We start from the raw sequence: 23,784 nt of genomic DNA on the forward strand, positions 1-23,784 counted from the left end.
GCCACTTCAGCCGTAGGAATTGCCGCACACGCGGACCGGTAAGGCCAGTTCGGGCGGGGCCAGTTCAGAGAGTTGCGGACAGGCTGGGAAACCAAACCGGTCGCGCGCCGTCGTCAGACGGTGTGCGGTTCCTGTGTGCGATGCGCCGTCACCAGGAGCGTGTCGGCGGCGCGCGGCCCCGGTCCGCCGGGCAGAACCTCGGTAGTGATCCGGGTGAAGCCGGCCTCATCGAGGAGCTTGGTCCACACGTGTTCCTGGAGTACCCAGCGGCGCATGACGGCCGCCGTGCCGTCCGGTGTCTTCGCGGCGATCTCGGTGTGCTGCACGTCGGGGTGGGCGGGCGTGCCGCCGAGGTGATGGGCGAGGGTGGAGAACACCAGTCGTCCGCCGGGGCGCAGCGCGTTCGCCGCTGCGGGCAGCAGTTCGCGCGGCTCGGTGAAGTCGACGGCACCGAAGACGCTGTAGAGCACGTCGTAGGTGTCGGTGCTGGCCCTGAGGTGGGCCGGTACGTCGCAGAGGGCCAGGTTCAGCCGCGGAAAGAGGTGGCCGTACAGGTCGCCGGCCATGGCGTGCTGGGCGGGCGATGCGTCGACGGCGACGATGCTGGCGGGGTGGTGGTGGATGGCCAGGTGGGCTCCGTGCCGGGCCGCCCCGGCACCGAGATCGCCTACATACCGGCCGGTGAGGTCGCCGAGGATTTCCGCTCCGGGTCCGCTGTCCTGGCCCCAGCTCCAGTAGAAGTCGCCGGGCACGGCACGGTCGGTGGCGTGCCGGGTGCGGCCGTAGTGGTGCCAGAGGTCTGCGGTGCGGGTCACCCGGCCCATCCTGGCGGGTGCCGTCGATCGCGGGGCAAGTTCCGACGAATCTCACCCGGGGGTGTGTTGAAGGGCCCCGGCCAGCGGCCGGGACCCTGTGTTCACCGCTCAAGGAGCTGGTCAGTGTGAGTCGTTGCCCGGGTGGCAGGGGCTGCACGTGGCGGCGTCCACCCACAGCGAGAGGTCGACCTCCCAGCCGTCGGCGGCGATCACGTCTGCCGTGCGCAGCACCGAGCCGTCGTCCTTGAAGTCGACCTCGGGGATGTGGTGGAGGAAGTGGCCGCTGTTGAAGCGATCACACAGGTCGAGGTAGGTGACGGTGTCGAGGATGACGGTGTGGACTCCGATGTCGACGAGCGTGCTCGGGGCGAGCCCGAGGCCTTCGCCCCGGTGCCGCATCGCGGTCAGCAGGTAGGCGTAGCCCTGGCCAAGGACCCGGGCCGCCATGACCGAGTCGTAGGGGTAGTCCCGCATGAGGAGCCGGACTTGCTTGTCCCACAACGCGGCCGGCACGGCTTCCCGGGCCGAGCGGGCGATGCCGGTCGTCGGGTGGGCTGGAGAGGGTGCGGTGGCCGTTGTCATGGTGCCTCCATTGGACGGTGCCCCGCGGGTTGGGGCGATGCGTCCAGGACACCTCGCTGACTGGCCGTGCAGTGGTCATCTGCCGTGCGTCGCAACGGCTTTGCACGTCGTGCAAGCGGCCTCGACGCCATTCGGAGCCCGCTTTACCGTGGGAGGTTCCTCCCGGTAGCGCGTGCGGCGTGGGAGGGTTTCGTGCCCGTAGACCCGCTCTGGAGCAGCATGGCGGCCAGTCGATTGGCCGCGCAGCGCAGGCCTGGTGCCCTGATCCGGCTCGGGCGCGAGCATCTGGCATGGACGTTGGCTGCGTTCGGGGAGCGGATTGGCTGCTCAGCGGCCACCGTCTCGCGTCTCGAACGCCGCTCGCGAGTGGTCGACTTGGCGCTTGTGCACCGGGCGGCGGCCGAGGTCGGTATGCCCCGACACGTCCTGATGACTTCTCTGGCGCCACCTCTTCCTGCGGCACCGGTCGGCACTAGAGTGACGGCGTGGTCGCGTGATGCCGAGGAGGACCTTATGCGCCGCCGTACGCTGCTCACCGCCACGGCGGCCGCCGGACCGGCAGGTCTGCTCATGGGACTGGACGAGGCTCTCGCTGCCACACCGGCGCCCACCAGCGGTCTGGGGCCACTGGACCGTCGCCTGGCCGCCGCCCGCGAGCTGTACGACAGGGGCATGCACGGCAAGCTCTTGGCCATGTTGCCCGGCCTCATCGCGGATGGGCACCGTGGGGCTCTCTCACGCCAGGACCTCGATCAGGCCCGGCTGTCCGCCGTCTACACCCTCGCTTCCTCGGTGCTCAGCAAGGTGGGCTCGTACGACCGGGCCCGGCTCACCGCAGACCGGGCCCGTACCTGGGCCGAGGTGTCAGGCTCTCCGCTCGCGGAGGCCGCGGCCTCCCGGGAACTGGCCATCGTTCTGCGTCACCAGGACCGCCACGGCGAGGCCCAGCGTCTCATGGCGTCCGCTGCCGCCGACGTGGAGGCGACCGGCCTGCGCACGGATGCCGCAGCGGCCGCGTACGCGCAGATGCTGTGCACGTTGGCGTACACAGCCGCCCGGGGAGGGCAGCGTGCCCAGGCGCTGCCAATGGTCGAGGAGGCCGGCCGCTCCGCCCGGCGGCTGCCCCAGGCGTCGCCGCCGGGTCGGCTGTTCCCCATCAGCTCGGCCGCCGTCGACCTGTACGCAGTCGGTGTGCACTGGGCACTCGGCGACGCGGGCGCCGCGCTGGAAGCCGGAAAGGATCTGCGGCCCGAACAGTTCCCGACCGCCGAGCGCAAAGCGAGGCTGGGCACGGACATGGCGCGTGCCTGGTGGGCGTGGAACCGGCCCGAGCAGACCGCCCGCGCGCTGCTGGACGCGCACCGGGCCAGCCCCGGCGAGGTCCAGGACCGGCCCGCGATCCGCGCCATCGTCAACGAGCTGGCCGAACGGCACCCGCACACCACAGGGGTGCGCGAACTCCACACCGCCGTGGCGATGACCATCTGACAGCCGCAACCCGTGACCGTCCGCACGTTGTATGGGCCACCGGGCGCGGGTCCGGCGTCTACGCGCTCACCTGCCACCTTCGACGGCGCCAAGTGGACCTGCGACGTCCAGCCGAGGCTTCACCCATTCGGGTCACACCCCGGTGGCTCCGCCTACGCGCCGTCTCCACAGCTGCGCATCATGCCTCCACCCATAAATGATCCAGGGGGGATCCATGAGCCAGGACACGCCGCCGCACATGCCCGCTGTGCCACCACCGCCGCCCGAGCCGACGGCGAGGAAGTCGCGGACTAACGTCATCATCATCAGCTCTGCTGCCGCCGTCATCGCCGCGATCGTCGCAACCGGCATCGTGGTCACGCAGTCCGGCCATGGCGGCAGTGAACCGACCGCCACTGTCGGGCCCAGCCTCTACGGCATGGAGGGCACCGCCGCCGCTGTGCCGGAATCGTCGCCGGGGACGGAGATGGAGCCGACATATTCCGACCTGGACGCCGACGACTTCACCATGGAGTTGCGCACCACCTCACGGCAGTGCTTCGGATCGGCGGGCTGCAACGTGACGGTCGAGCCGGAGTTGACCTACGTGGGCGTCTTCAACGGAATCGATCCGAACGTGGTGTACGAGATCACTTACAAGATCCAGGGTGACGAGTCCGGACCGGTCATCCAGACGGCCAAGCTGTCGAACGAGACCACACTGAATTACAGGCCGTCCACGATCAGTACAGCGTCGTCAGGCACGAAGGTGTCCGTGCAGATCACCGACGTGGCGATCCAAGGACGCTGATGCAGGCGTTGGACTGCTGCGGCGTAGTTCTCATGACGTGCGGGCTGGCAGCGAAGCAACCTCCCCCGCCAAGCTCCGCTCAAGCGGTGTGAAGCCCACCAGGCCTGCCGACTCCCTCAAACCGCGCACGCGTCCCTTCCTGTCCCAAATAAAGCCGTTGGGCGTGGCGGTGAGTGATCAGGCAGACTGCGAGTCCGAGGAGTGCTTCGTGGATGTCGTCACGTCGCTCCCAGCGGATACGCAGGCAGCGGACGCCGTGGAGGCAGGCGATAGTGCGCTCGACGACATAGCGGAAGATGCCACAGGCCACTGCCGTGTGGTTGGCCTCGCTTCGCGATCCCGGGGCGGATCCCTCGCTGCCAGAGCAGGCGACGGTACTTGTCGTATGTTGTAGCCGCGGTCGGCCAGCAGCGCGTCGGGCGTCGTCGGGGTCTGCCGACCCGGCCCTCGACGGCCAGGATCTTGTCCAGCAGAGGCTTGAGTTGGGTGCTTCATTGCGGTTCCCGCCGGTCAGCCACACCGCGAGCGGGATGTCCCTGGCCGTCGGTGATGACATGGTGCTTGCTGCGCGCCGTGCGCGGTCGACTGGCGGTCCAGCTGGTGTTTCGACCCGCTGCGCCGCCGCCTAGCCACCGCGAACCCGCACCTGTTCCTCACCACCCGCAGCGCAGCAACGACGACCCCTGCCAGCCGGCCCTGGCTCTACCGGCAACACCCCTGCGTGCGGCCGCCTATGGCTCAAGAACTCTAAGCGCGGGGGGTGGCAGGGTGGTTGCGTCTGTTTCATGCGGTAGGGCCTGGTCGTCAGGGGCGGAAGAGTCGTGCTCAGGTTCGGGAGTGGGCCACTGTTCTGGATCGATCTTGTGAGCCAGTGCGTGCCAGTCAGCGATCGTCTGCTGGGAGAGTGACCGCATGCCACGATGTTGACGGAGCCGTGTGAGGAGGTCTGAGTGGGAGAAGAGGCCAGCCTGGTTGAGCAGGCGCAGTGTGATCACCGCTTCCGTCAGGCGCAGTGCTCCGGCTAGGACGCCGGGGTCTTGGTGGATTCCTTCGGGCGCTGGGAAGCCGTGGCTGAGGACATTGCGGACACGAGCGGTGACGAAGGCCCAGGGACGGATGGCGCCGGCGAAGAGCCACTCGCACACCTCGGATCCGAGGCTCTGGGCCAGAGCGAGGAGGCGTCGCTCCAGGCTTGTTTCCGTGAACTTGACGGCGTCGTAGACGGCCCGCCGTTCACGGGAGTTGAACCTGATCACCTCAGACTGCTCAAGCGCCTCGCGGACCCGCTGAGCGAACGGGTACTCCGTCGGATTGGTATGCAGAGCCCGATGGAGAGTCTCGGCGGCGTTCACGACGTCCAGGAGCTGCAATTGCAGAGGTCCTGAGCGCGGGCGGGGCTCCACGACGTCCAGGGGAACCGAGCAACGGCGGGCCAGATCTAGCCACGCCGGAATGAACGAGGCCATGTCCGAAATAGCGGGTGACAGCGGGAAAGGGGGCGGCACCGACGAGGGCAGCATCTCGGGTGATTCGCTGTCATGAGGGTCGACATCGAAGGAGCGCCGCAGTGCGTTTGGCTCGGAAGAGGAGGCGTCTTCGGGATACACACGAAGGTTGAAAACGCTGACTGGTTCGTCGACACCGATAGCGACCAAGGCTCTCAGTGGATCCGTGATGTCTCTGCCGAGCTCGTCTAGGGTGAACCCCGATGGGCGGTCCACCCAGACGATCACATGTTCGTGCAGAGACTTCTCACGTCGTCCGGAACGGACGGATTCCCGGATCCCAATGGTGATGCCTCCACCGTCGCTAATGGGTATGACGACGTCGTCGGGCGGACTGTAGCGCCCTGCGCGCACCTGCGGGCCCCGCAGCCCGCTCGGCGGCCACCAAGCCGGAAGCCCAGTAATCTCGAATGAACCGGTGGTGAAACGCGTCGACTCCGTCACAGCGCCGCCGCGGACGAGTTGGCCGACCCGCCAAGTCATCACCCACTGGTCGCTCGTGCTGTCGGTGGAATCGAGTCCGACGCCATCCACATCATCGAGGTAGCAGTGCAGGAGTGTGTACGGAACTCCGAGACACGAGCCCCAGATGGTTGTCGGCGGGACGATACGAAGGCCCTCGCCTCCGTCCGAGTCCACCAGCAGACTGCCGATGAGATTCAACCGCCAGGCCCCGTCGACACTGGTCAACGTTCCGGGCACACGCACCGTCGGCGCATTGGGCGTCCACCATGCGCCATGCCGCTGCTCGCTCACACATCCCCCTGTGACATCTTCTTGCCACTCTACGAGTCCGAAGCTTCTCCAGCAGCAGCACGTGCAGTTGGTCCCAGACGCTGGCCTCGTTCCAGGCCGCCAGCAGGTCATCCCCGAGCCGAAGCCCAACCCGGCTCAGGCACTCGAGATCAGCTCCGCGCGGTTCCTCCAGCAGGGCAACGAGGTCGACGTTCGGCACTCAACGCACACTTCGTAGTGCGGTATCGACATCTTGGGCAAAATCTGTACGTCGAGTCACAGGCTTGCCTTGGACGACGCAGGTGCAACCTCACACGGGAGTGCTCGCCAGGTGCGTGAACCTACACACTCGCTTCTCAGTCCGATGCCGACCGCAGCTACGCTACCCGGATGATTCGCGCTGTGATCTTCGATGTTGGCGAATGCCTGGTGGATGAGACCACCGAGTACGGAGCGTGGGCGGACTGGCTCGGCGTGCCGCGCCACACCTTCCATGCGATGTTCGGTGCCGTCATCGCTCAGGGGCGGGACTACCGCGAGACATTCCAGGAATTCCGGCCAGGTTTTGATCTGTACGCGGAGCGGGAACGTCGTGCGCAGTCGGGGCAGCCCGAGGCGTTCGGTGAGAACGATGTGTATCCGGATGTGCGCGACACGTTCGCGGCGCTCCGCGCCGATGGGCTGTGGCTGGGCATTGCAGGGAATCAGACGGTACGCGCGGGCAAGATTCTACGGGAGCTGTTCAGCCCGGATGTGGATCTGATTGGTACGTCTGATGACTGGGGAGCTTCCAAGCCTGCGCCCGAGTTCTTCGACCGCGTCGCCCAGGTAGTACCAGTGCAGACGGAGGAGATGCTGTACGTCGGGGACCGTGTGGACAACGACATCCGTCCAGCGCATCAGGCGGGCATGCACACGGCGTTGGTGCGACGCGGACCGTGGGGGACCATTCAATGGCATACCGAAGCAGCCCAGGAACTCCCGACGTTCCGCGTCGAGAGCCTCCTGGAACTGTCGGGACTGATCGCCCGCTTCAACGGTTCAGTGCGCTGATCGTCGTCGACCAGCCGTAGAGACGATCGTCCAACTCCCTCACACACTGCTGTTGCTGGTACGGGACCAGGATCCGGCGTACCTCGCGCACTCGATCCATACCCATTGCATACCAAGCGTTTTCCAGGCCATCGAGTGCGCTCAGCGCGTACCTGCATGCGCCCTCAGGATTGCCAGCAGCTGCTTCCACGGCCGCAAGATCGCCTAGAACGACGGTGCGCTGTTTGTCGTCGCCCGACCCAAGAGCGTCCAGCACACCCTGCAAGGTTTCGCGAGCCTGAGGAAGGTGGCCAGCCTTCAGCTGCGTGTTTCCTTTAAAGGCAGCCAGCCTGACCTCGCTGAACCAGTCGAGCCAGGGGGGACTTGCATACTGGCTCCCCTCGGCCAGCACGCTCTCTGCATGGTGGATGAGCTGGAGTGCTGCGCGCGTGTTGTCACAACGTGTCTCGCATTCGGCTTCGACGGCATCCAGCCAGGCAAGTAGACCGCTGCTCGCAGGACCGCGGCGGGCGTAGGTTCGGGCAGCCGCCATGCGTTCAGCAGCCCCGCCCCGCTCGCCGGCCCAGGCGGGAATGAACGCAGAATGCGCGAGAATCGCGGCGCCCAGCAGCGGGTCGTTGGCTTCGCCCGCAGCCTGCAGTGCTCGCACCAGGGTCTGTTGCGCCCGATCCGCTTCTCGTAGATCGAAGAACTCGATGCGTCCAGCAAGCAGCCAGGTCTCAGCGAGTGCTGCTGCCGTGCGCGACCGGGTCTGTCCGGCCGTCTGCGCAAGCAGGGCACAACCCAGTGCAGCGTGGGCAAGGGCCGCTGGATGCAGCGTGGCGGGGGCGACCGACCAATACAGGCGACGATGAGAATGAGTTACCGCCGCAAAGTCCTGTGCCACAGATGCAGGTTGCATCGCCGATGTCTGAGTGGGGACGGCTGTGAGGCCGACGGCAACCGCAGTACCGGTGAGTGCGGCATGCCGCGGACGTTCCGACCGGACCGTGTGCGGCTCACTGAAGCCCAGGGAAACAAGGTCCTGTCCAAGCACCTGGGTAAGAGCCAGCGCTAGGTCGGGCTGCGGCCACGGCGGAGCCTCCGATTCCCACCTTCGCACTTGTCTCACACCTACGTTCAGGGCGTCTGCGAGTGCCTGTTGCGAGTGGTAACCGGCCGCCATGCGCGCGGACTTCAGCCGGATGTTGCCTGCGGAGCGTGCCATGCCTTACCTCCCGAGGTGTCGAAGCACTGGCACAAGTGTCCCTGAAAGCCCTCCCCTTGGCTAGTTTCTCCTTCCATACCTGACATGAAGTCCTCTTTTAGACCGCGAGAAGACCTATTGAAGTCCTCGAATCGGCTTCTTCTGAGGGCCAATGTTGAACGCATCCTGATCGCCGTCTCTACGGAGGAGCAGCCGTGCCATGCCGACCCGCCTGGTCCCAAGAGCCGCTATGAGCACCACGCTTCTACGGCGACATGGATCTCCCAGGTCTGACAAGCATCGCCTCAGCCTCGCCAAGAGAGCGCACCACGTATGGCTGGTACCGCCGGATAACAAGCTGGCCAGGCTCGCTCGGTGCCTCTGGAAGGCCAAGAGGCTCTGTAAAGGCACAGAGCAAGCCTCGTTGTACAAGGCCGTGTCAGCCATCAAGACCTCCTCCGTTTGTTCCGAAGCAGGTGGTTACGACGAAAACCAGACAGACGCCGCGCTCGGTACTGCTGCGCCGTGATGGGGAGGTGATGTACGAACGCTTCGAGATTGCATCCCGCGTCGGTGGCGGCCCGCCCCGATCGCAGGACGCGATCCGGGTCGGGAGTATGCGCCGGATCGCGGCGGCGAAGCTCAGGTATTGCGGCCTGGACACGCTCATCGACGAGGTGATGATCATCGTCTCGGAGCTGTTGACGAATGCAGTCCTGCACAGTGGCACCCGCCAGATCACTTTGAGCCTTCGCCTCGAGCACGGCGTCCTGCACATTGCCGTCGCCGACGGTATGCCGGGCCGCGCCCGCCGCAGGGACATTGACGGCGAGGCCGAATCGGGGCGTGGTCTGGCTCTGGTCGATGCCTTGGTCCAGGAGAACGGCGGCAGGTGGGGAACCAGCGACAACGATTCGGAGACCTGGTGCAGCCTCGTCGTACTGCCAGAGCAACCGCGACCACCCGCACATCGCATCGTCAGCCGGCCGCAGGTGAGGCCTCGATCCCCAGAATGATCGCGGTCTGATCGACGAGGTCGGCAAATGTGCTCATCGTGCCGCTGGTGAGCATGGTCGCCCTGCTCGACGTGACGCTACGGGCCGCCTGGGTGTACCCGTTCAGCCCGCGCCGTGCGTCGAGCTGCTCAGACCTGGCAATGCCGTGAACCTCTGCACTGCGGCCGGAGAACAAGCTGCTCCGGCTGCCAGGCAGGCAAGACCCCGGCGCGGGGCCGACTACCCAACCGTTCCCCCACGGCCACGTATCTGCCCCGCGCCGGTTCCCCCAGCAATGCACTCGACGTCAAGGAGACCCACGATGACGATCGCTCCCGAAGTTTTTACCAAGTCGGCCGCGCCGGAGTTCCTCGAGCTGGAGATCACCGGCAGGTGTCAGCTGACCTGTCCCTGCTACGCCAAGGCCGGCCCCACCGAGGACCACGGCAGCTTGACCGCCGACGGCTGGAAGCAGATCATCAGCGAGGCCGCCGAGATCGGTGTAAAGAAGGTCCAGTTCATCGGCGGCGAGCCGAGCAGCCACCCGCAATTCGAGGCCCTGATGCACCTCGCCTTAGCGCTCGGGCTCGAGGTTCAGGTCTACAGCAATCTGTACCGGGTGAAATGGGCGCACTGGGATCTGTTCGCGCACCCGAGAGTGTCTCTGGCGACGTCGTACTACAGCGACATCGCTGAGGAACACGACCGCGTGACCGGCCGGAAGGGCTCGCACGGCGCGACCCGCGCGAACATCGTCCAGGCCATCGACCGGGGCATCCCACTCCAGGTCGGCATCGTCGAGGTGTTCGAAGGACAGCGAACGACCGCGGCCCGCAAGGAGCTGTTGGGCCTCGGCGTCCGCGCGGTGAACACCGACCGCGTCCGCAGCATCGGCCGCGGTGAGGTCCACGTCCCGAGCACCGCAGACTTGTGCGGCCGCTGCGCGAAGGGCCGGGCTGCGGTCATGACCAATGGCACCGTCACCCCGTGCGTCCTCGGTCGGTTCCTGCCCACAGGGAACGCGAAGGACGACGGACTTGCCGCAGTGTTCGGCGGTTGGCAGTGGGCGGCCACCGCTGCCCACATCCCGGCACGAACAGCTTCGGCGTGCCCGCCTGACGATTCCGGTGACTGCGACCCCGCAAACACCGAAGCCTGCGACCCTGCTTACTAGGACGAAAGGGCTGTGAAGCGATGAAGTGGCTCCCGCAGGCCCGGCGCCTGGCCCACGAGGTCGTGCGGCCGGAATCCCGTTGGCACTCCGCCGTCGCCACCGTGCCGCGCCACTCGTTCGTCCCCCGATGGTGGGAACAGGACGGCGAGACGTGGCATCTGCGCACCGGTGCCGATGACCCCGCCGCCTGGTTGCAGGCGGCCTACAGTGATCAGACGCTGGTGACCCAGGTCGACGCCTGCCACGCCGACACCACCAGCAACAGGGTCATCGAGGGCAAACCGGCCTCTTCGTCGACACTGCCGAGCCTCGTCGTGCGGATGTACCGGCACGCGATGATCGCCGACGGCGACCAGCTCCTGGTGACCACGGGCACCGGCTACGGCACCGCCCTGGCGTGCGCTCGGCTCGGCGACGCCCAGGTAACCAGCGTAGACGTCGACGAAAACCTGGTGAAGCTCGCGGAAGAGCGGCTCGCGGTCCTCGACGACCGCCCCCGCATGGAAGTCTGCGACATCACCGGGCCGCTGCCGGGCGAGTACGACCGGCTCGTGTCCACCGTGTCCGTACGGCCTGTGCCGGTCTCCTGGCTCAGGGCGCTGCGGCCGGGCGGCCGGTTGGTGACGACGATCGCCGGCACGGGCCTGATCCTCACCGCGGACAAGACCGCGGACGGCGGTGCCAGGGGCCGCATCGAGTGGGACCGGGCCGGGTTCATGCGCGCGCACCACGGTGGCGTCTACGACCGCCTGCCGGAAGGCGTCTGGAAGCAGGCGGCACAGGGGCAGGGAGAGGAGATCTCCACCAGCCGGTATCCGCTGCTGTATCCGCCGGACGCGTGGGACGTCATGTCGATGCTGGAGCTGAAACTTCCCGGTATCGACTATCGGCGCAGCCAGGACGCAGACACCCGCACGGTGTGGCTGCTGCACCCCGACGGTTCCTGGGCCCGCGCCACGGCGCACGGGTTCCTCGAGTCGCCCGTCGTGCACGAGAGCGGATCCCGTCGGCTGTGGGCGGAACTGGACCGAATCCGTAACCGCCTCAACCGCGAAGGCGCCCTCCCCGTCTACGGCGCCCAGGTCAGCATTAGCCCTGACGGGATGGCCACCCTGACCCGTGGATCGTGGCAGACCGTTCTGTAGCCGCCGGATGGAGAAGAGCACGGGGGCTGGTCCCTCTTTCCGCGCTTGTCCCGCTCACGCCGACGACCAGGTCATGCCGGTCAACGCCACACGAATGCCTCACCAGCGCATCAAATCTGCTCAGCGAACACGGTAGTCCTGATCGGTTGGTGGAGCCTCGATTCGGTACAGCGAGGGCCACGCCCGATGTGCAGGACGTCTATTTCGCTGGCGGGCCCAGAAAGCGCGCAGACAGGCAGTCAGCTCGTAGCGGATCTGCTGAGCCCTGTACTCGTGCTCACCAACCTCGGCGTGATCGTGGCCAGGACTGTGCAGGTCATCCGCCCAGCCCGCTGACGCGCCCAGCCAACACGCGTACCCCCTGCTGGAACTGATGACGAGGAACCCATGCCTTCCCCCCAGCCCGCCGCCCGTCGTCGCAGACACGGCCGCCGCTCCCGGACAGAGCGCTACCTCCTCGACGAGGTAGTCGGCGTCCTGCACGCCCCGTTCGCCTGCATGGCCGTTCTGGCGTGCCTCACCGCAGCCGCCACCTGGGCTCTCGGGCTCACCGCCCTGCACGTTGCCCTGTGCCTGGCCGGCAGCGTCCTCATCACCGCGATCATCGGCGTCCTCCGCGCCCACGCCGTGGCGGCCTCGCTCCAGCTCAAACGTGACGCCGAGTTACAGCTGATCGCTCAAGCCGCAGGCGCTGCTGAACAGACCATGATCTGGACGGCAGATGAGCTCTGCCGAGGATCCCGGCCGGCACTCCCGCCAGACCCCCAGCGAGCCGCCGACGACCCGCTGGAAAACGTCTTCGAACTGATCGGGAACCTCCAAGTACAGGGGGCGGGTGCCCTGCTGCGGGTGCACGACGAGTCACAGGCGGCCGTGCTCGTGGAGATGCACCGGACCTTGACCCGACGCCAGCACGCTCTGATCGACGAGATGCTGGAGCACCTGACCGGTTTACAGGAGGCGACCGAGGACCCAGTGCTGCTGGACCGGAGCTTCAGGATCGACCATCTTGCGACGCGTCTGCGGCGCATGGTGGAGAGCGTGTCCGTCGTTCTCGGCGGCCGGTCCCTTCGGGAGACGCGTGCACCCGTACAGGTCAGCACCGTCCTGCGTGGCGCAAAGTCCGAGGTGGTCAAGTACCCGCGCGTGCTCACTGTGCCCGGCGACGTCGGCGCCGCGCTCGCGCTGCCCGCCCACGTGCACCCCGAAGTGGCCCACCTGCTCGCCGAGCTGATCGACAACGGCCTGGAGCACTCCGACCCGGCGACCAACGTGGTGGTCCGCGCGCAGAGAGTGGCGGCCGGTCTGCTGATCGAAGTCGAGGACCGGGCGACGCTCCTGATGGATCCGACCCAGCGGGACATGCTGAATCATCTTCTCGCTCATCCGGACCAGGCTGACGTCGCCGCCCAGGTCCGCAACGGACATCTCGGCCTCATCACCACCGCGAAGATCGCTGTGCGGCACGGTCTGAAGGTCTGGCTCGTCATGAACGCGATGGGCGGGACCACCGCCCACGTGATCATCCCGAATCGCTACCTCGTACCGACCCCTCCCGCAGTTGGCACCGTCACCATCTCCGCCCAGCCGGTACCCGCCGCCCGGGAGCCAGCGCATGCCGGAGCCGTCCAGCAACACGTGCGCCGTACCCCGGACAACGGCGGCGCGGCAGGCCGGCTGCCCCGGCGCCAGCGCGTGGAAAGGCCCATGCCGCCCGCAGCCGCCGAGCCGGCCATGCCCTCGCAGGCGGCCAACCCCCGAGCCGCAGCGGACTGGCGCACGAACCTCAACGCCGGGCTGAGCGCCGATCCCGGCCCCGACACATCACATCCCTGAACAGCCCCTCATGACCCGACCTCTGATTCGTATGGAGCGAACTGCCATGGCCTACGACGTGAACGGCACAGCTGCTGGTGTGGCCTCCGACCGTCCCGCGCCCTCCCCCGACGAAGTCAAGGGGCAGATGACGCGCCTGCTCGAACAGTTCGTCGACGACACTCCCGGTGTCACGGACGCGCTGCTGCTCTCACGCGACGGCATGCAGCAGGTGCGCTGCTCGCACATGGAGGCCGACTGGGCCGACGAGCTGGCTGCGGCGTTCGCGGGAATGGCGGGTCTGGCCGCAGGGGTCTCCGGGCCGATGCGTGCGAAGCTGCCGCCCCAGCAGGTCCTGGTGGAGCGGGAGGACGCGCTGTTCCTGGTCACCGACGCCGGCGTCGGGCGGGCGTTCAACAAGAGCGGGGGCATCGTTGCGACGGTGCTGGTGGTGCTGGCCCGCGCCGACGCGAACATCGGCACGATCGGCTACGCCACCGGACGTCTGGTGACACGGTTCGCGCCGTTCATGAACACCCCCGTCCGCGCCCGCGACGGCCAGAGCGACGGCGCCGCATGAGCCGCCGCCCAGGCCATGCCCCGTTACCGGCCGGGGCCGTGGACGAGACGGCCTCAATCGTGCGGCTGTACGCCGTCACCGACGGCCGAACCCGCCCCCGTCACCGACTGAGCCTGCACACCGTGCTGGGTCCCGGCCACCGCACGCCCCGCCCCGGGCTGGCCGAGGAGAGCGCCCAGATCATCGAGCTGTGCAGGCAGCGGCGGCGTCCGCTCGCCGAACTGGCCGGCACCATCGGCCTGCACGTCGCCTCGGTGACGGTCCTTGTCTCCGACCTGATCGATGCGGGCTCCCTGGCCGTGCCCGCGCCGGAGCGGGCGGACGGAGAGGGTCCCGATCTCCAGACGCTCCAGGCGTTCAGCGCCGGCCTCAGACGCAAGTGGCCCGATGCGGCCGCGATGGCCGGGTGAGTTGCGTGACCCAGCCGCTGCGGCCCGCCGAGCGGGCCGTCCTGAAACTGGTCGTCGCCGGAGGATTCGGCGTCGGCAAGACCACCGCCATCGCCTCCATCAGCGACATCCCTCCCCTGCGCACCGAGGAACTCCTCACCGCGCAAGGTGAGAGCGTCGACAGCCTGCACGGCATTGAGGACAAGACGACCACCACGGTCGCCTTCGACTTCGGCCGGGTCGGCTGGGACGACCCCGAGCCAGTCGAGCTGCACCTGTTCGGCACCCCGGGACAGCCGCGGTTCTGGAGCTTCTGGCACCACATCGCTCAGGGCGCCTTCGGCGCCGTCATCCTGGCCGACACCCGCAGGCTCACCAGCAGCTTCCCCGCGGCCGACTTCTTCGAACAGCTCGGCCTGCCCTTCGTCATCGCCATCAACCGGTTCCCCGAGGCCGCCCCGCGCAGCCTGGACGAGATCCGCGAGGCCTTCGACGTCAACGCCGCAGTGCCGCTGATGTTCTGCGACGCCCGCCAGGCCGACTCCGTCGCCGGGGTCCTGCTCGCCCTGGTCCAGCACGTAGTGAACACCGCCATCACCGACTCCGCACTCCTGGACGCCCAATGACCTTCACCCCGCCTCACCAGCCCACTTCGGTACCGGCCCCGGTCCCGTCGCTTCACACGGTGCAGCACCAGATCCACGTCTTCACCGACGACCCGGCCACAGAACTCACCGAAATGGCCACCCGCCTGTCACGGTTCAACGAGCTGGGCATCCGCCTGGAGGGATCCGAGGTGCTCGACGACATCGCCGTCGACATGGGCGAACGCGCCGGCTTCCTCTACGCCATGGTCAACGCCTTCGGCGAAGAACAAACCTTCCTCGGACTGCGCAACCCGCCGCGCGACGCCGGCTACCCCCTCGTCGGCCGCACGATGAGCCGCGCCCACGGCTACTGCCCCGAGGTCGTCCAGCGCAGGCGCGGCCTGCCCCTGCCGAACGTGGCCGCCTCCCCGCGCTTCCAGGGCAACCACGTCGTCGACGCCATCGGTATCCAGTCCTACTTCGGCGCCCCCCTCATCGACGAGGCCACCGGCCTCGTGCTGGCCACGGTCTGCATCGTCGACCCCGAGCCGCGCACTCTCGACGACGCAGCGCGGCTTCAGGCCATCGTCAAGGACGGCGCCCGCGCGGCGGCCGCCGAGCTCAAGATCGAGATGCCTGTCCACTGACGCACCGAATGCCCCCGAACCCCCACACGCGGTTCTGGCCGCAGCCGTCATGTGAGCCCACCAGGGAGAGGGACTTCCATGCCCATGCCCACAACGCCCGCCACCCTCGACAGGTTCCTCACCCCCAGCCACCAGGCCCTGTGGGCGGACGTCGACGCCTTCGCCCAAGAGGAGGTCCTTCCCCTGGTGGAGCGTATGGAAAGCGCGCCCAGCCGCGTCGACCGCAAGACCGCCCGGCTCATGGCCAGCCGCCGCTGGTTCGGCGTCACCGTCCCCACCGCGTTCGGCGGCATGCAGGCCGGCCACGTCGCCAAAACGATCCTGATCCACCGCCTCGCCCGCGTCTCCGGCGCGGCCGCCGCGATCCTCCAGGCGAGCCTGATCCCGGTCGCCGCCCTCCTCCACTACGGCAACGACGACCAGCACGCCGCTGTGCTTCCCAGCGTCGCCGACGGCAGCCTGCTGATGTCGATCGCGGTCACCGAACCGGACCAGGGCGGCCACATCGGCGGGATGACCACCAGCGCCCAGTGGGACGGCAAGGCCTGGGTGCTGTCGGGGACCAAGGCCCACGTCGGCAACAGTCACCTGGCCCATCAGCATGTCGTCGTTGCCCGCACCGCCGCGCCCGGTACGCGCACCTCCCAGGCCATGACCGCCTTCCTGGTCGGAGCAGACCAGAAGGGGGTGCACGTCCACCGGTACGCCAGCAAGCTCGGCCTCCACGGCTTCAGCTACGGCCTGATCACCTTCGACCGCGTCCGCATCCCACCACAGAACATCCTGGGCGAGGTGGGGCAGGGCTTCGACATCGCGCAGTCCAGCAGCATCCTGTACGGAAGACCCAACCTGGCCGCCGTCAGCCTCGGCCTGCACGAAGCGGCCGTCGCCCTCACCACACAGCACGTCAGCGACCGCCCCCGCTACAAAGGGGCAGTCGCCGACCTCGGCGTGGTCCGAGACCGGCTCGGCCGCATGTCCGCCCGCGCGATCATGGCCCGGATCCTCGCCTACCACGCCGTCGACATGCTCGACCGCGGCCTGCCCTGCGACATGGAACTCATCGCCGCCAAAGCCATCGGCCACGAACTCGCAGCCGAAGCCGGCCAGGACGCCATGGAACTACACGGCGCCAACGCCCTCACCCAGGAACACCCCATCGAGCGGGTCTGGCGCGACATGCAGACCACCTACGCCCCCGCCGGCACCGGCGAAGTCCAGCGCATCCGCCTCGCCCAGAACCTCCTCCACGAACATCACCACCCGAGCGAGGAAACCGACCACACGCAGTGGTCCACCCGCCTCGCCCACCTCACCCGGCACGCCCGAGCAGACCCGGCGCCCGCCCTGTAAAGCCCCCGCGCACGGCACCCCCGTGTATCCGCATTGCCGTGCGCGGGCCCCAGCCCCGCCGCAGACCACGCATTCAAGCCAGGCCTGCGGCGGGGCGCACACCCCAACACCCCTCCCCTCACACACGCCCCTACGCATCCCCCCTTCTCAAAGGAACGCATGAACATCACCGTCCACCATGACGCAGGCCGCAGATTCGATGACCTGGCGCAGCGCGTTGAGGCCGTCGCCGCCGAAACGGCCCCGCTCGTCGAAGCGGTGACGGGACTGGCCCTGCCCGACACGGTGGTCATCCGGACCATGTCCCCACGCGCATGGCTGAAGGCGCACCAGCGCCGCAGCGCACGGCTGCTGCGGGCCGAAGCCCGTGAGCTGCGAGCTCCTCGAAGGCGCAGGCGCCAGGCGAAGGTTCAGCACTACACCCAGTGCAACGGCCGGCACCGGATCTGGCCCCTGATCGGCGCCCAGGTCGTCGACTTCCGCCCAGGCCGGTTCGAGCTCGTGATCCTGCCCCAGTCCATGCGCGAAGCCGGCCGGCTCAACGACCAGGCCGTGCTCACCAAGGTCATCTGCCATGAGCTGACCCACATCGCCCAGCACGCCACGGACAACGGTGCGATGTGGCGGCTACAGGACAGCTACTACCCGGAGCTGCGGGGCACAGCCGACCGCGACTACGCCTTCCTCGTAGAAGGGCACGCCTACTGGGCCGACCGGCAGATCACGACGAAACTCCTCGGCGCCCCGGTGTCGCTGAAGGAGATCAGCCCACACGCCACGCACCGCTACAGAGACCTTGCCGCAAACCCTCACCGCGCCGAGACGCTGGAGTACTTCACCAGGGCCGTCGACAGCGTGGAGGAGATCGTCACCACGCACGGCCTCGATGCCTTCAACGGGGTCTGGCAGCGTCCCGACCTCGTTCCGACCCGCGATGAGGCCAGCACACCCGCTGGCTGGACGCGCCGCTTCGGATAACGGAGCCCTGTCGGCCCTCAACGTCCCTGCTGGGCTCCCCCGGTTGGCCGAGCGCGGGATACGAGCCCCCGGCGCGGGGAGGACGGATCGATGCGCTTTCTGGCGACGAACTGCCCCCGCGCCGGGCGCTCCCACCGAAGATTTCGAAGAAGACGATCAAGGACGACGACGGTGCAGCCCGACCATCCCGCGTTCCTCTTTCCTGGCGCAGCGCCCCACCCCCTTCTGCCACAGGGCGTCGCGTGTTCCAAGAAACGTTCCGTGACCGAAATCGCCGCTTCCTTAGGAGGCACAGTGGTTCCGCACATTGTCCTGACCTGGGTCACCACGGCCCGAGGCGGAGCAGAGCACTCCGTCATAGAACTGGCGGGCAACCTCGCCCGGATGGTGCCCGACGTGGATGTGCTGTGGTGGCGTCAGGGCGGACCGGCCGCCGGCTCCTGCGCCCCAACCCGTGTCCACGAGGTGACGAACTGGCAGGACTACCAACAGACGCTCACTCGCATCTGTCAGCCCGCCGATGGCCGTCCGGTCGTGGTGATCTCCAGCCACCGCACCGCAGCCGCCGACGTGGTCCTCGCCCCACGGGCCCGAGTCATTCCCGTTGTCCGGCACGTCGTCAACGCCGAGCAGGTGCTGCGAGTGATCGACCCCAACCACGGCGCGATGGTCGAAAGGACGATCAAATGCCTTCCGTGGGAGGTGCTGTCGGCCGTGCCTGTGTGGGTGGGCATCTCGCACGCATCGTCAGCAGCCCTGCGGGTGCACGCACCCATGGCGCGATACGTCAGCACCATCCACAACGGTGTCGCGATCCCGGCCGAAGTCCCTGCCCGCATCCGACCCGCCACGGGCCGGCTACTCGTCGCCGCAGTCACTCGGACAGTGCCGTGGAAGCGCACGGAACACCTGGTGCGGGCGGTCGCTGACCCGCGTCTGTCCACCGCGGTGCGTCTGGACGTGTTCGGCGAAGCTGGCTCCCAGCAGGCTGCGTTGGAAGACCTGGTGCGCGAACTCGGCGCACCGGTGCAGTTCCTCGGGTACAGCGACGACCTGCCCCGACGGCTGGCCGGGTACGACCTGCTGGCCACCGCCTCGGTTCAGGAAGGCTTCGGACGCGCTGTCATCGATGCCGCCGGTGCAGCGATACCCGCTCTGGTGCCCAACGCCGGAGCCAGCCCCGAACTCGTCATCGACGCCCTGACCGGCATGGTCTACGACCCCGATGACCCCGGCGACCTCGTGGCCGCCCTCACCGACGCTCTCCTGGACCGCGCCTCCCTGATGAGGATGGGCAGCGCCGCCCGCGCTCTGGCCGAAGCCTGGTACACCCCGGGCCGCTGCGCCGCCCAGTACCTGACGCTGGTCATGGGCCAGAGCCCCGCCCCCCGCGCCCTCGAGCCCGCCCGGTGAACGATGCCGGCCCCCTACTCGGCGACGTGCTGCGCCTGGCCGACGACCCGTTCCTCAAAGATCTGGGTGCCGGCGCCCTGGACGAGCAGCCCATCGCGACCCTTGGCGACGTGTCCGGCACCGTGTACGAACTGGTGCGCGCCTCGCTCGGCAACCGGCCACGCATCCATCCCGACGCCTACGTCTCCCCGCTGGCGAACGTGGCCCACGACGTGGTGATCGGTCCGGGCGTGCGCATCCACGAATACTCGACCGTCCGCGGGCGCACAGTGATCTCATCCCACGTACACATCGGGTACGGGTGCGAGATTTCCCGCAGCCTCGTCGGCGAACACAGCATCCTGTCCCACCGGGCGACCGTGGGCTGTTGCGTCATCGGCCGCGGCTGCTACTTCTCCGCCGACCTGCTCACCGCAGCCTGCGTGATGACCAACGACGACATGCTCCGCCCGGACAAACCCATCAGCTTCGCCCTGCCGGACGGCCGGCGGATGAGCACCGGCGAACCGAAATGGTCAGCACTGATCGGCGACGGCGTCCGCGCCGGAGCACGGGTCACCGTCGGCCCCGGCGCCGTCATCAACGCCCGATCGGTTCTGGCCCAGAGCACCACCGTCGCCACGGCATGGATCCCCGCCGACAGCCAGGTGTCCGAGCCGCAGTCCGCCCGCCCGATCAGTACCCCTTTGGAAGGACAGTCATGAGGTATGAGGCCGAACGCAGCCACCTCATCAGCGTGATCGAGGACATGGTCGCCTGGCAGATGCTCAACCCGGCCGGAGGCGCCGTGTCAGTGCGCATGCCGGACGGGAACATCCTGCTCTCCTGCACCCGGCTGGCGTTCGACCGCTGGAAGGTCAGCCCCCGCGACTTCATCGTCCTGGCCCCCGACGGGGCCATCGTCGAGCAGAGCGGCGGTCTGGGCGCATCCGGCACGCCGGTGCACCTGGACCTGTACCGGATGCTGCCCCGCGCCGGGGCCATCGTGCACACCCACGCCCCCTACAGCCTGGTCTACGCGTCCCTGGGCCTGCCTGTGCCGAGCGTGACCAACCGCGCCGACACCTTCGGTGACATCCCCTGTCTCACGGCGGACGACAGCGCCGTGAAGTCCGAGTTCCTCGCCAACCCCGTCCAGCTGGACCTGCCGGAGGGCATGGTGAACCGCCCCGACGTCGCTGCCGTCAGCCTTTTGGAGTACCGGCCGCAGCTGGAGAAGGTCATCGCGCCGCGCGCCGGTGAACTGGAGCGTCACGGCCTGGCCTTCACCCTCTACCGGCACGGTGCGTTCACCGTCGGCCGGCAGCTGGAAGAGACCGTTGACCTGATGCTGCGTCTGGAGGAGACAGCGCGAACCGCGCTGTTGCAGCCGCAGCTGACCGGCGGAGCCGTCTACCCCAACCGGGTGTCCCAGCCCGAGAAGCGGGGCGCGGCGGTGCAACCATGACCACACCAGTATCGTCGTATCTCACGGGACGGGATTTGATCTAGCGCTTTAGTGATATTCCTCCCCAAACCGTACGCAGACTGGGACAGGAAATATCGCAGAATGAATATTCTGACCTCGCAGGAGCAGCCCATGGCCGCAGACCGGCACACCTACCGCATCACCGGCGGAGTACCGCTTCACGGCACGGTCGAAGCCTCCGGCGCGAAGAACGCCGTGACCAAGGAACTCGTCGCCACCCTGCTGACCGGCGAACCCTGCGTACTGCACGGCGTGCCCCGCATCCTCGAGGTCGACCTCGTCCTCGGCATGCTCGCCGAGCTGGGCACCTCAGTGTCCTGGCTCGGCGAGCACACCGTGCGCGTCCACACCCCCGAGGTGACCAGCACCTCGCTGTCCTCCGTGTACTCCGGCGTCAACCGAATCCCGATCCTCATGATGGGACCCCTGCTGCACCGACGCGGCGAAACCGTCGTCCCGCTGCCCGGTGGCTGCACCATCGGCAAGCGGCCCATCGACTTCCACCTTCAGGGCCTCGCCCAGATGGGCGCCGACATCGTGGACCGGCCCGGCTCCGTCAAAGTCAGTGCCGACCGGCTCACCGGGGCACACGTCCACCTGCCGTTCCCGTCGGTCGGCGCCACCGAGAACCTCCTGCTGGCGGCCGTCCTCGCCAAGGGCACAACCGTCATCTCCAACGCGGCCGTCGAGCCCGAGATCGTCGACCTGGTGCTGATGCTCCAGAAGATGGGCGCTCTAATCACCATCGACACCGACCGCACGCTCACCATCTCCGGCGTCAGCGAACTCCGCGGCGTCGAGCACCACACCGTCGCCGACCGCATCGAGATCGCCTCCTTCGCGGCGGCAGCGGTCGCCACCGACGGACGCATCGAAGTCCGCGGCGCTCGCCAGGATCACCTGATCACCTTCCTCAACGTCCTTCGCCACGTCGGCGGCGAATTCAACGAGACCGAGCACGGCCTGGAGTTCTTCCGCGCCCGCCCCCTGACCGCAACCGACGTCGAGACCGGCGTCCACCCCGGCTTCATGACCGACTGGCAGCAGCCGATGACGGTCCTCCTCACCCAGGCGACCGGCACGTCCGTCGTCCACGAAACAATCTACGAAGACCGCTTCGGCTACGCCCAGCAGCTCAGCAACTCCATGGGCGCTGGCATCGAACTGACCACCCGGTGCCTAGGAGCCGTCGCCTGCCGATGGCACAACCGCGACTTCCAGCACACCGCCAAGATCACCGGTCCCACCCCACTCAAAGCCGCCGACCTCGTCATCCCCGACCTGCGCGCCGGCTTCGGCTACGTCCTCGCCGCCCTCGTCGCCGACGGCACAAGCACCATCAGCGGCACCCGCTACCTCGAACGCGGCTACGAGCAACCCGTCGCCAAGCTCACGGCAGTCGGCGCCCGCATCACCACCCAACCCGCCTGACATTTCCGTGCCGCCTGCCCACAGCCGGACGGGCGGCACCCCGGCCGAAGGACCCGTCCGTGCGAACAGCCTTACCTCTCCTACCTCCACAGCGGGTGTGGGAGCCAGTCATCGACCAGCACGACACCTGGCTCGCCATCAATCCGGATCAGGGCTGCCCCAAGGTCTGCGACTACTGCTACCTCCTCGACCGCGGCCAGACGCGCGTCAAGCCAGCCCAACTGACCACCCCCCAGCGGACCACCGACCTGCTCCTGTCGAGCCCCTACTACTACCCGCAGGCCGTCCTTGCCCTCTACACCTGCACCGATGCCCTCGCCACCCCACGCAACCGCGCCCACCTTGTCGGCCTCCTCGGCGAACTGGTCGCCAGGGGCGTACGCAACCCGGTGTGCCTGATCACGAAGTGCGCCGTCACCCAAGACGTCATAGATGCCGTCCTCACGGCGCGGGCGGCCGGCATCCCCGTGATCGTCTACCTCAGCTACTCCGGGCTCGGCCCTGACATCGAACGCGGCATCGACCACAAGGCACTCCGCGCCAACTTCCCGCGTCTGAGCGAACACGGGATCCCCGTCATCCACTACTGGCGCCCCCTCATCCACGCGAACGCCGCCCCCGAGACGATCACCTACGTCCTGGACTGGGCCGCCCGCTACTCCACCTGTTCCGTAGCCGTCGGCCTCAAGGTCAAACGCGGTTCCCGGCAGCAGATGGCTGACCTGTGGCCCGCACTGAGCGACGAGAACCTGCCCCTCGAGTCGGCCGACGCCGTATGGCCGCGCGAGACCTGGGACCTGCTTGACACCCTGCCTCTCCGCTACCCCGACCACCCCATCTACCAGACGAACTCCTGCGCCCTCGCTCACGTTCTACAGCGCCCGGACAATCACCACGTCCACACCACCCCCACCTGCACGGCCAACCACTGCCCAGCCAGTCAACGCGAACGCTGCGCCACCTCCTCCCCGCCCCCGGTCACTACCGACGCCATCCGAAACCAGCTCGTATGGCTCGGCGTGCCCACGATCCCCGATCTCGACTGGGACGCGACGACGCGCACCGTCACCATTCAGGGAGCCCTCAGCCTCCGTGACCGCAGCAACATCGCCCAACGGCTCGGTATCGCCGTCCGAGCTCCACGAGGCAGCAACGAGCAGTACTGGGCCGGTCGGCTTGAAGGCCGTCAGCCCCTCATCGTCTACGGGTAACGGCTCCTCCGAAGCAGCAAAGGAACGTGGGACACGGGCCCCTGAAGCCGGCGAAGATTCACACGAGAGCTACGCCAATCGCTTCAAGGCAGACCTGGCTCACTGCCTCGTCAGCCTCCGACAGCAGCGTGGTTGGTCGGTGTATGACCTGGAACGACGAACAGGGATCAGCCGGTCGACGCTCTCACGGATCGAGCGAGCCGTAACCGAACCGACAACGACCGTATTGGTAAGAGTCTGCCTGGCATACGGCCGTCCAGCGTCACGCCTCCTGGCCGAGGTCGAATCTCGCCTGCCTCCCACCGGCAGTTCCAGCGTGTCCCCCAGGCAAGAACCAAGCTGACGGCGATGCAGCGCTCCCGGGCGCGGCCAGCCACCACCCGCGCGATAGGCCGCGCCCGGCAGTTGATGCAACAGAACGGGCGGGGACCCCCGGCCATGCCC

Annotated in this window: 23 protein-coding genes and 1 pseudogene; 19 read left to right on the plus strand and 5 right to left on the minus strand. The window is 67.9% G+C overall.

The features are described from left to right. Nucleotides 1-113 precede the first annotated feature (113 nt). Both OG736_RS44980 and OG736_RS44985 read right to left on the minus strand, forming a co-directional pair. The gene (locus tag OG736_RS44980; RefSeq protein ID WP_442817221.1) at nucleotides 114-824 is read right to left on the minus strand and encodes a class I SAM-dependent methyltransferase; all 711 of its coding nucleotides are present in this window, start codon (nucleotides 822-824) and stop codon (nucleotides 114-116) included. Nucleotides 825-935: 111 nt separating this feature from the next. Further along, nucleotides 936-1,397, minus strand: coding sequence for a glycine-rich domain-containing protein (locus OG736_RS44985; protein WP_327187974.1), 462 nt, complete (start codon nucleotides 1,395-1,397; stop codon nucleotides 936-938). 219 nt (nucleotides 1,398-1,616) lie between these two features. Between OG736_RS44985 and OG736_RS44990 the strand changes: the two genes are divergently transcribed. Both OG736_RS44990 and OG736_RS44995 read left to right on the plus strand, forming a co-directional pair. After that, a complete protein-coding gene (locus tag OG736_RS44990; protein ID WP_327187975.1) occupies nucleotides 1,617-2,885 on the plus strand; it encodes a helix-turn-helix domain-containing protein in 1,269 nt (422 codons plus the stop codon). A gap of 214 nt (nucleotides 2,886-3,099) precedes the next feature. After that, nucleotides 3,100-3,675, plus strand: coding sequence for a hypothetical protein (locus OG736_RS44995; protein WP_327187976.1), 576 nt, complete (start codon nucleotides 3,100-3,102; stop codon nucleotides 3,673-3,675). Between the two features lie 175 nt (nucleotides 3,676-3,850). Here the strand turns inward: OG736_RS44995 and OG736_RS47420 are convergent. Together OG736_RS47420 and OG736_RS45000 are read right to left on the minus strand one after the other, a co-directional pair. Then, nucleotides 3,851-4,270, minus strand: a pseudogene (locus tag OG736_RS47420) (transposase); the annotation flags it as partial. Nucleotides 4,271-4,406: 136 nt separating this feature from the next. Next, nucleotides 4,407-5,936 (minus strand): ApeA N-terminal domain 1-containing protein, encoded by a 1,530-nt coding sequence (locus tag OG736_RS45000; RefSeq protein ID WP_327187977.1) that lies wholly within the window; start codon nucleotides 5,934-5,936, stop codon nucleotides 4,407-4,409. A 369-nt stretch (nucleotides 5,937-6,305) separates the two neighbouring features. On the opposite strand from OG736_RS45000, the gene OG736_RS45005 reads away from it, so the two are divergent. Further along, entirely contained in the window at nucleotides 6,306-6,968 is a 663-nt protein-coding gene (locus OG736_RS45005) for an HAD family hydrolase (RefSeq protein ID WP_327187978.1), read from the plus strand. On the opposite strand, the gene OG736_RS45010 is transcribed toward OG736_RS45005, so the two are convergent. After that, complete coding sequence (locus OG736_RS45010; RefSeq protein ID WP_327187979.1) at nucleotides 6,949-8,175, minus strand: helix-turn-helix domain-containing protein; 1,227 nt, start codon at nucleotides 8,173-8,175, stop codon at nucleotides 6,949-6,951. The two genes, OG736_RS45005 and OG736_RS45010, sit on opposite strands and share 20 nt — an antisense overlap. 518 nt (nucleotides 8,176-8,693) lie before the next feature. Here OG736_RS45010 and OG736_RS45015 point away from each other — a divergent pair. From OG736_RS45015 to OG736_RS45090, 16 genes are all read left to right on the plus strand, one after another. Continuing rightward, nucleotides 8,694-9,170, plus strand: a complete 477-nt coding sequence (locus OG736_RS45015) for an ATP-binding protein (RefSeq protein WP_327187980.1) — start codon at nucleotides 8,694-8,696, stop codon at nucleotides 9,168-9,170. A 301-nt stretch (nucleotides 9,171-9,471) separates the two neighbouring features. Next, the gene (locus tag OG736_RS45020; protein ID WP_327187981.1) at nucleotides 9,472-10,323 is read left to right on the plus strand and encodes a radical SAM protein; all 852 of its coding nucleotides are present in this window, start codon (nucleotides 9,472-9,474) and stop codon (nucleotides 10,321-10,323) included. A gap of 20 nt (nucleotides 10,324-10,343) precedes the next feature. After that, the gene (locus tag OG736_RS45025; RefSeq protein WP_327187982.1) at nucleotides 10,344-11,468 is read left to right on the plus strand and encodes a methyltransferase domain-containing protein; all 1,125 of its coding nucleotides are present in this window, start codon (nucleotides 10,344-10,346) and stop codon (nucleotides 11,466-11,468) included. 387 nt (nucleotides 11,469-11,855) lie between these two features. Then, a complete protein-coding gene (locus tag OG736_RS45030) occupies nucleotides 11,856-13,304 on the plus strand; it encodes an ATP-binding protein (protein ID WP_327187983.1) in 1,449 nt (482 codons plus the stop codon). Between the two features lie 46 nt (nucleotides 13,305-13,350). Beyond that, nucleotides 13,351-13,863 carry a roadblock/LC7 domain-containing protein gene (locus tag OG736_RS45035; protein ID WP_327187984.1) on the plus strand — a complete coding sequence of 171 codons (513 nt, stop codon included), beginning with the start codon at nucleotides 13,351-13,353 and terminating at the stop codon, nucleotides 13,861-13,863. Nucleotides 13,864-13,901: 38 nt separating this feature from the next. After that, on the plus strand, nucleotides 13,902-14,273 hold the full coding sequence (locus OG736_RS45040; RefSeq protein ID WP_327187985.1) for a DUF742 domain-containing protein: 372 nt from the start codon (nucleotides 13,902-13,904) through the stop codon (nucleotides 14,271-14,273). Between the two features lie 5 nt (nucleotides 14,274-14,278). Continuing rightward, on the plus strand, nucleotides 14,279-14,878 hold the full coding sequence (locus OG736_RS45045; protein WP_327187986.1) for a GTP-binding protein: 600 nt from the start codon (nucleotides 14,279-14,281) through the stop codon (nucleotides 14,876-14,878). Between the two features lie 59 nt (nucleotides 14,879-14,937). Continuing rightward, nucleotides 14,938-15,486, plus strand: a complete 549-nt coding sequence (locus OG736_RS45050; RefSeq protein WP_327187987.1) for a GAF domain-containing protein — start codon at nucleotides 14,938-14,940, stop codon at nucleotides 15,484-15,486. Nucleotides 15,487-15,570: 84 nt separating this feature from the next. After that, nucleotides 15,571-16,839 (plus strand): acyl-CoA dehydrogenase family protein, encoded by a 1,269-nt coding sequence (locus OG736_RS45055; RefSeq protein WP_442817229.1) that lies wholly within the window; start codon nucleotides 15,571-15,573, stop codon nucleotides 16,837-16,839. A gap of 159 nt (nucleotides 16,840-16,998) precedes the next feature. After that, nucleotides 16,999-17,817 carry a zinc-dependent metalloprotease gene (locus OG736_RS45060; RefSeq protein ID WP_327187989.1) on the plus strand — a complete coding sequence of 273 codons (819 nt, stop codon included), beginning with the start codon at nucleotides 16,999-17,001 and terminating at the stop codon, nucleotides 17,815-17,817. A gap of 261 nt (nucleotides 17,818-18,078) precedes the next feature. Next, the gene (locus OG736_RS45065) at nucleotides 18,079-19,230 is read left to right on the plus strand and encodes a glycosyltransferase family 4 protein (RefSeq protein ID WP_327187990.1); all 1,152 of its coding nucleotides are present in this window, start codon (nucleotides 18,079-18,081) and stop codon (nucleotides 19,228-19,230) included. Next, nucleotides 19,227-19,934: an LbetaH domain-containing protein gene (locus OG736_RS45070; RefSeq protein WP_327187991.1), complete on the plus strand. Its 708-nt coding sequence runs from the start codon at nucleotides 19,227-19,229 to the stop codon at nucleotides 19,932-19,934. The genes OG736_RS45065 and OG736_RS45070 overlap by 4 nt, the downstream gene beginning before the upstream one ends. Continuing rightward, a complete protein-coding gene (locus OG736_RS45075; protein ID WP_327187992.1) occupies nucleotides 19,931-20,677 on the plus strand; it encodes a class II aldolase/adducin family protein in 747 nt (248 codons plus the stop codon). The genes OG736_RS45070 and OG736_RS45075 overlap by 4 nt, the downstream gene beginning before the upstream one ends. A 102-nt stretch (nucleotides 20,678-20,779) precedes the next feature. Beyond that, entirely contained in the window at nucleotides 20,780-22,129 is a 1,350-nt protein-coding gene (murA, locus tag OG736_RS45080) for a UDP-N-acetylglucosamine 1-carboxyvinyltransferase (protein ID WP_327187993.1), read from the plus strand. Nucleotides 22,130-22,224: 95 nt separating this feature from the next. Continuing rightward, nucleotides 22,225-23,340, plus strand: a complete 1,116-nt coding sequence (locus tag OG736_RS45085; RefSeq protein WP_327187994.1) for a radical SAM family protein — start codon at nucleotides 22,225-22,227, stop codon at nucleotides 23,338-23,340. Beyond that, on the plus strand, nucleotides 23,222-23,683 hold the full coding sequence (locus OG736_RS45090) for a helix-turn-helix domain-containing protein (protein ID WP_327187995.1): 462 nt from the start codon (nucleotides 23,222-23,224) through the stop codon (nucleotides 23,681-23,683). The genes OG736_RS45085 and OG736_RS45090 overlap by 119 nt, the downstream gene beginning before the upstream one ends. Nucleotides 23,684-23,784 lie beyond the last annotated feature (101 nt).

This window comes from Streptomyces sp. NBC_01334 (assembly GCF_035983595.1).
GTDB lineage: Bacteria > Actinomycetota > Actinomycetes > Streptomycetales > Streptomycetaceae > Streptomyces > Streptomyces coriariae.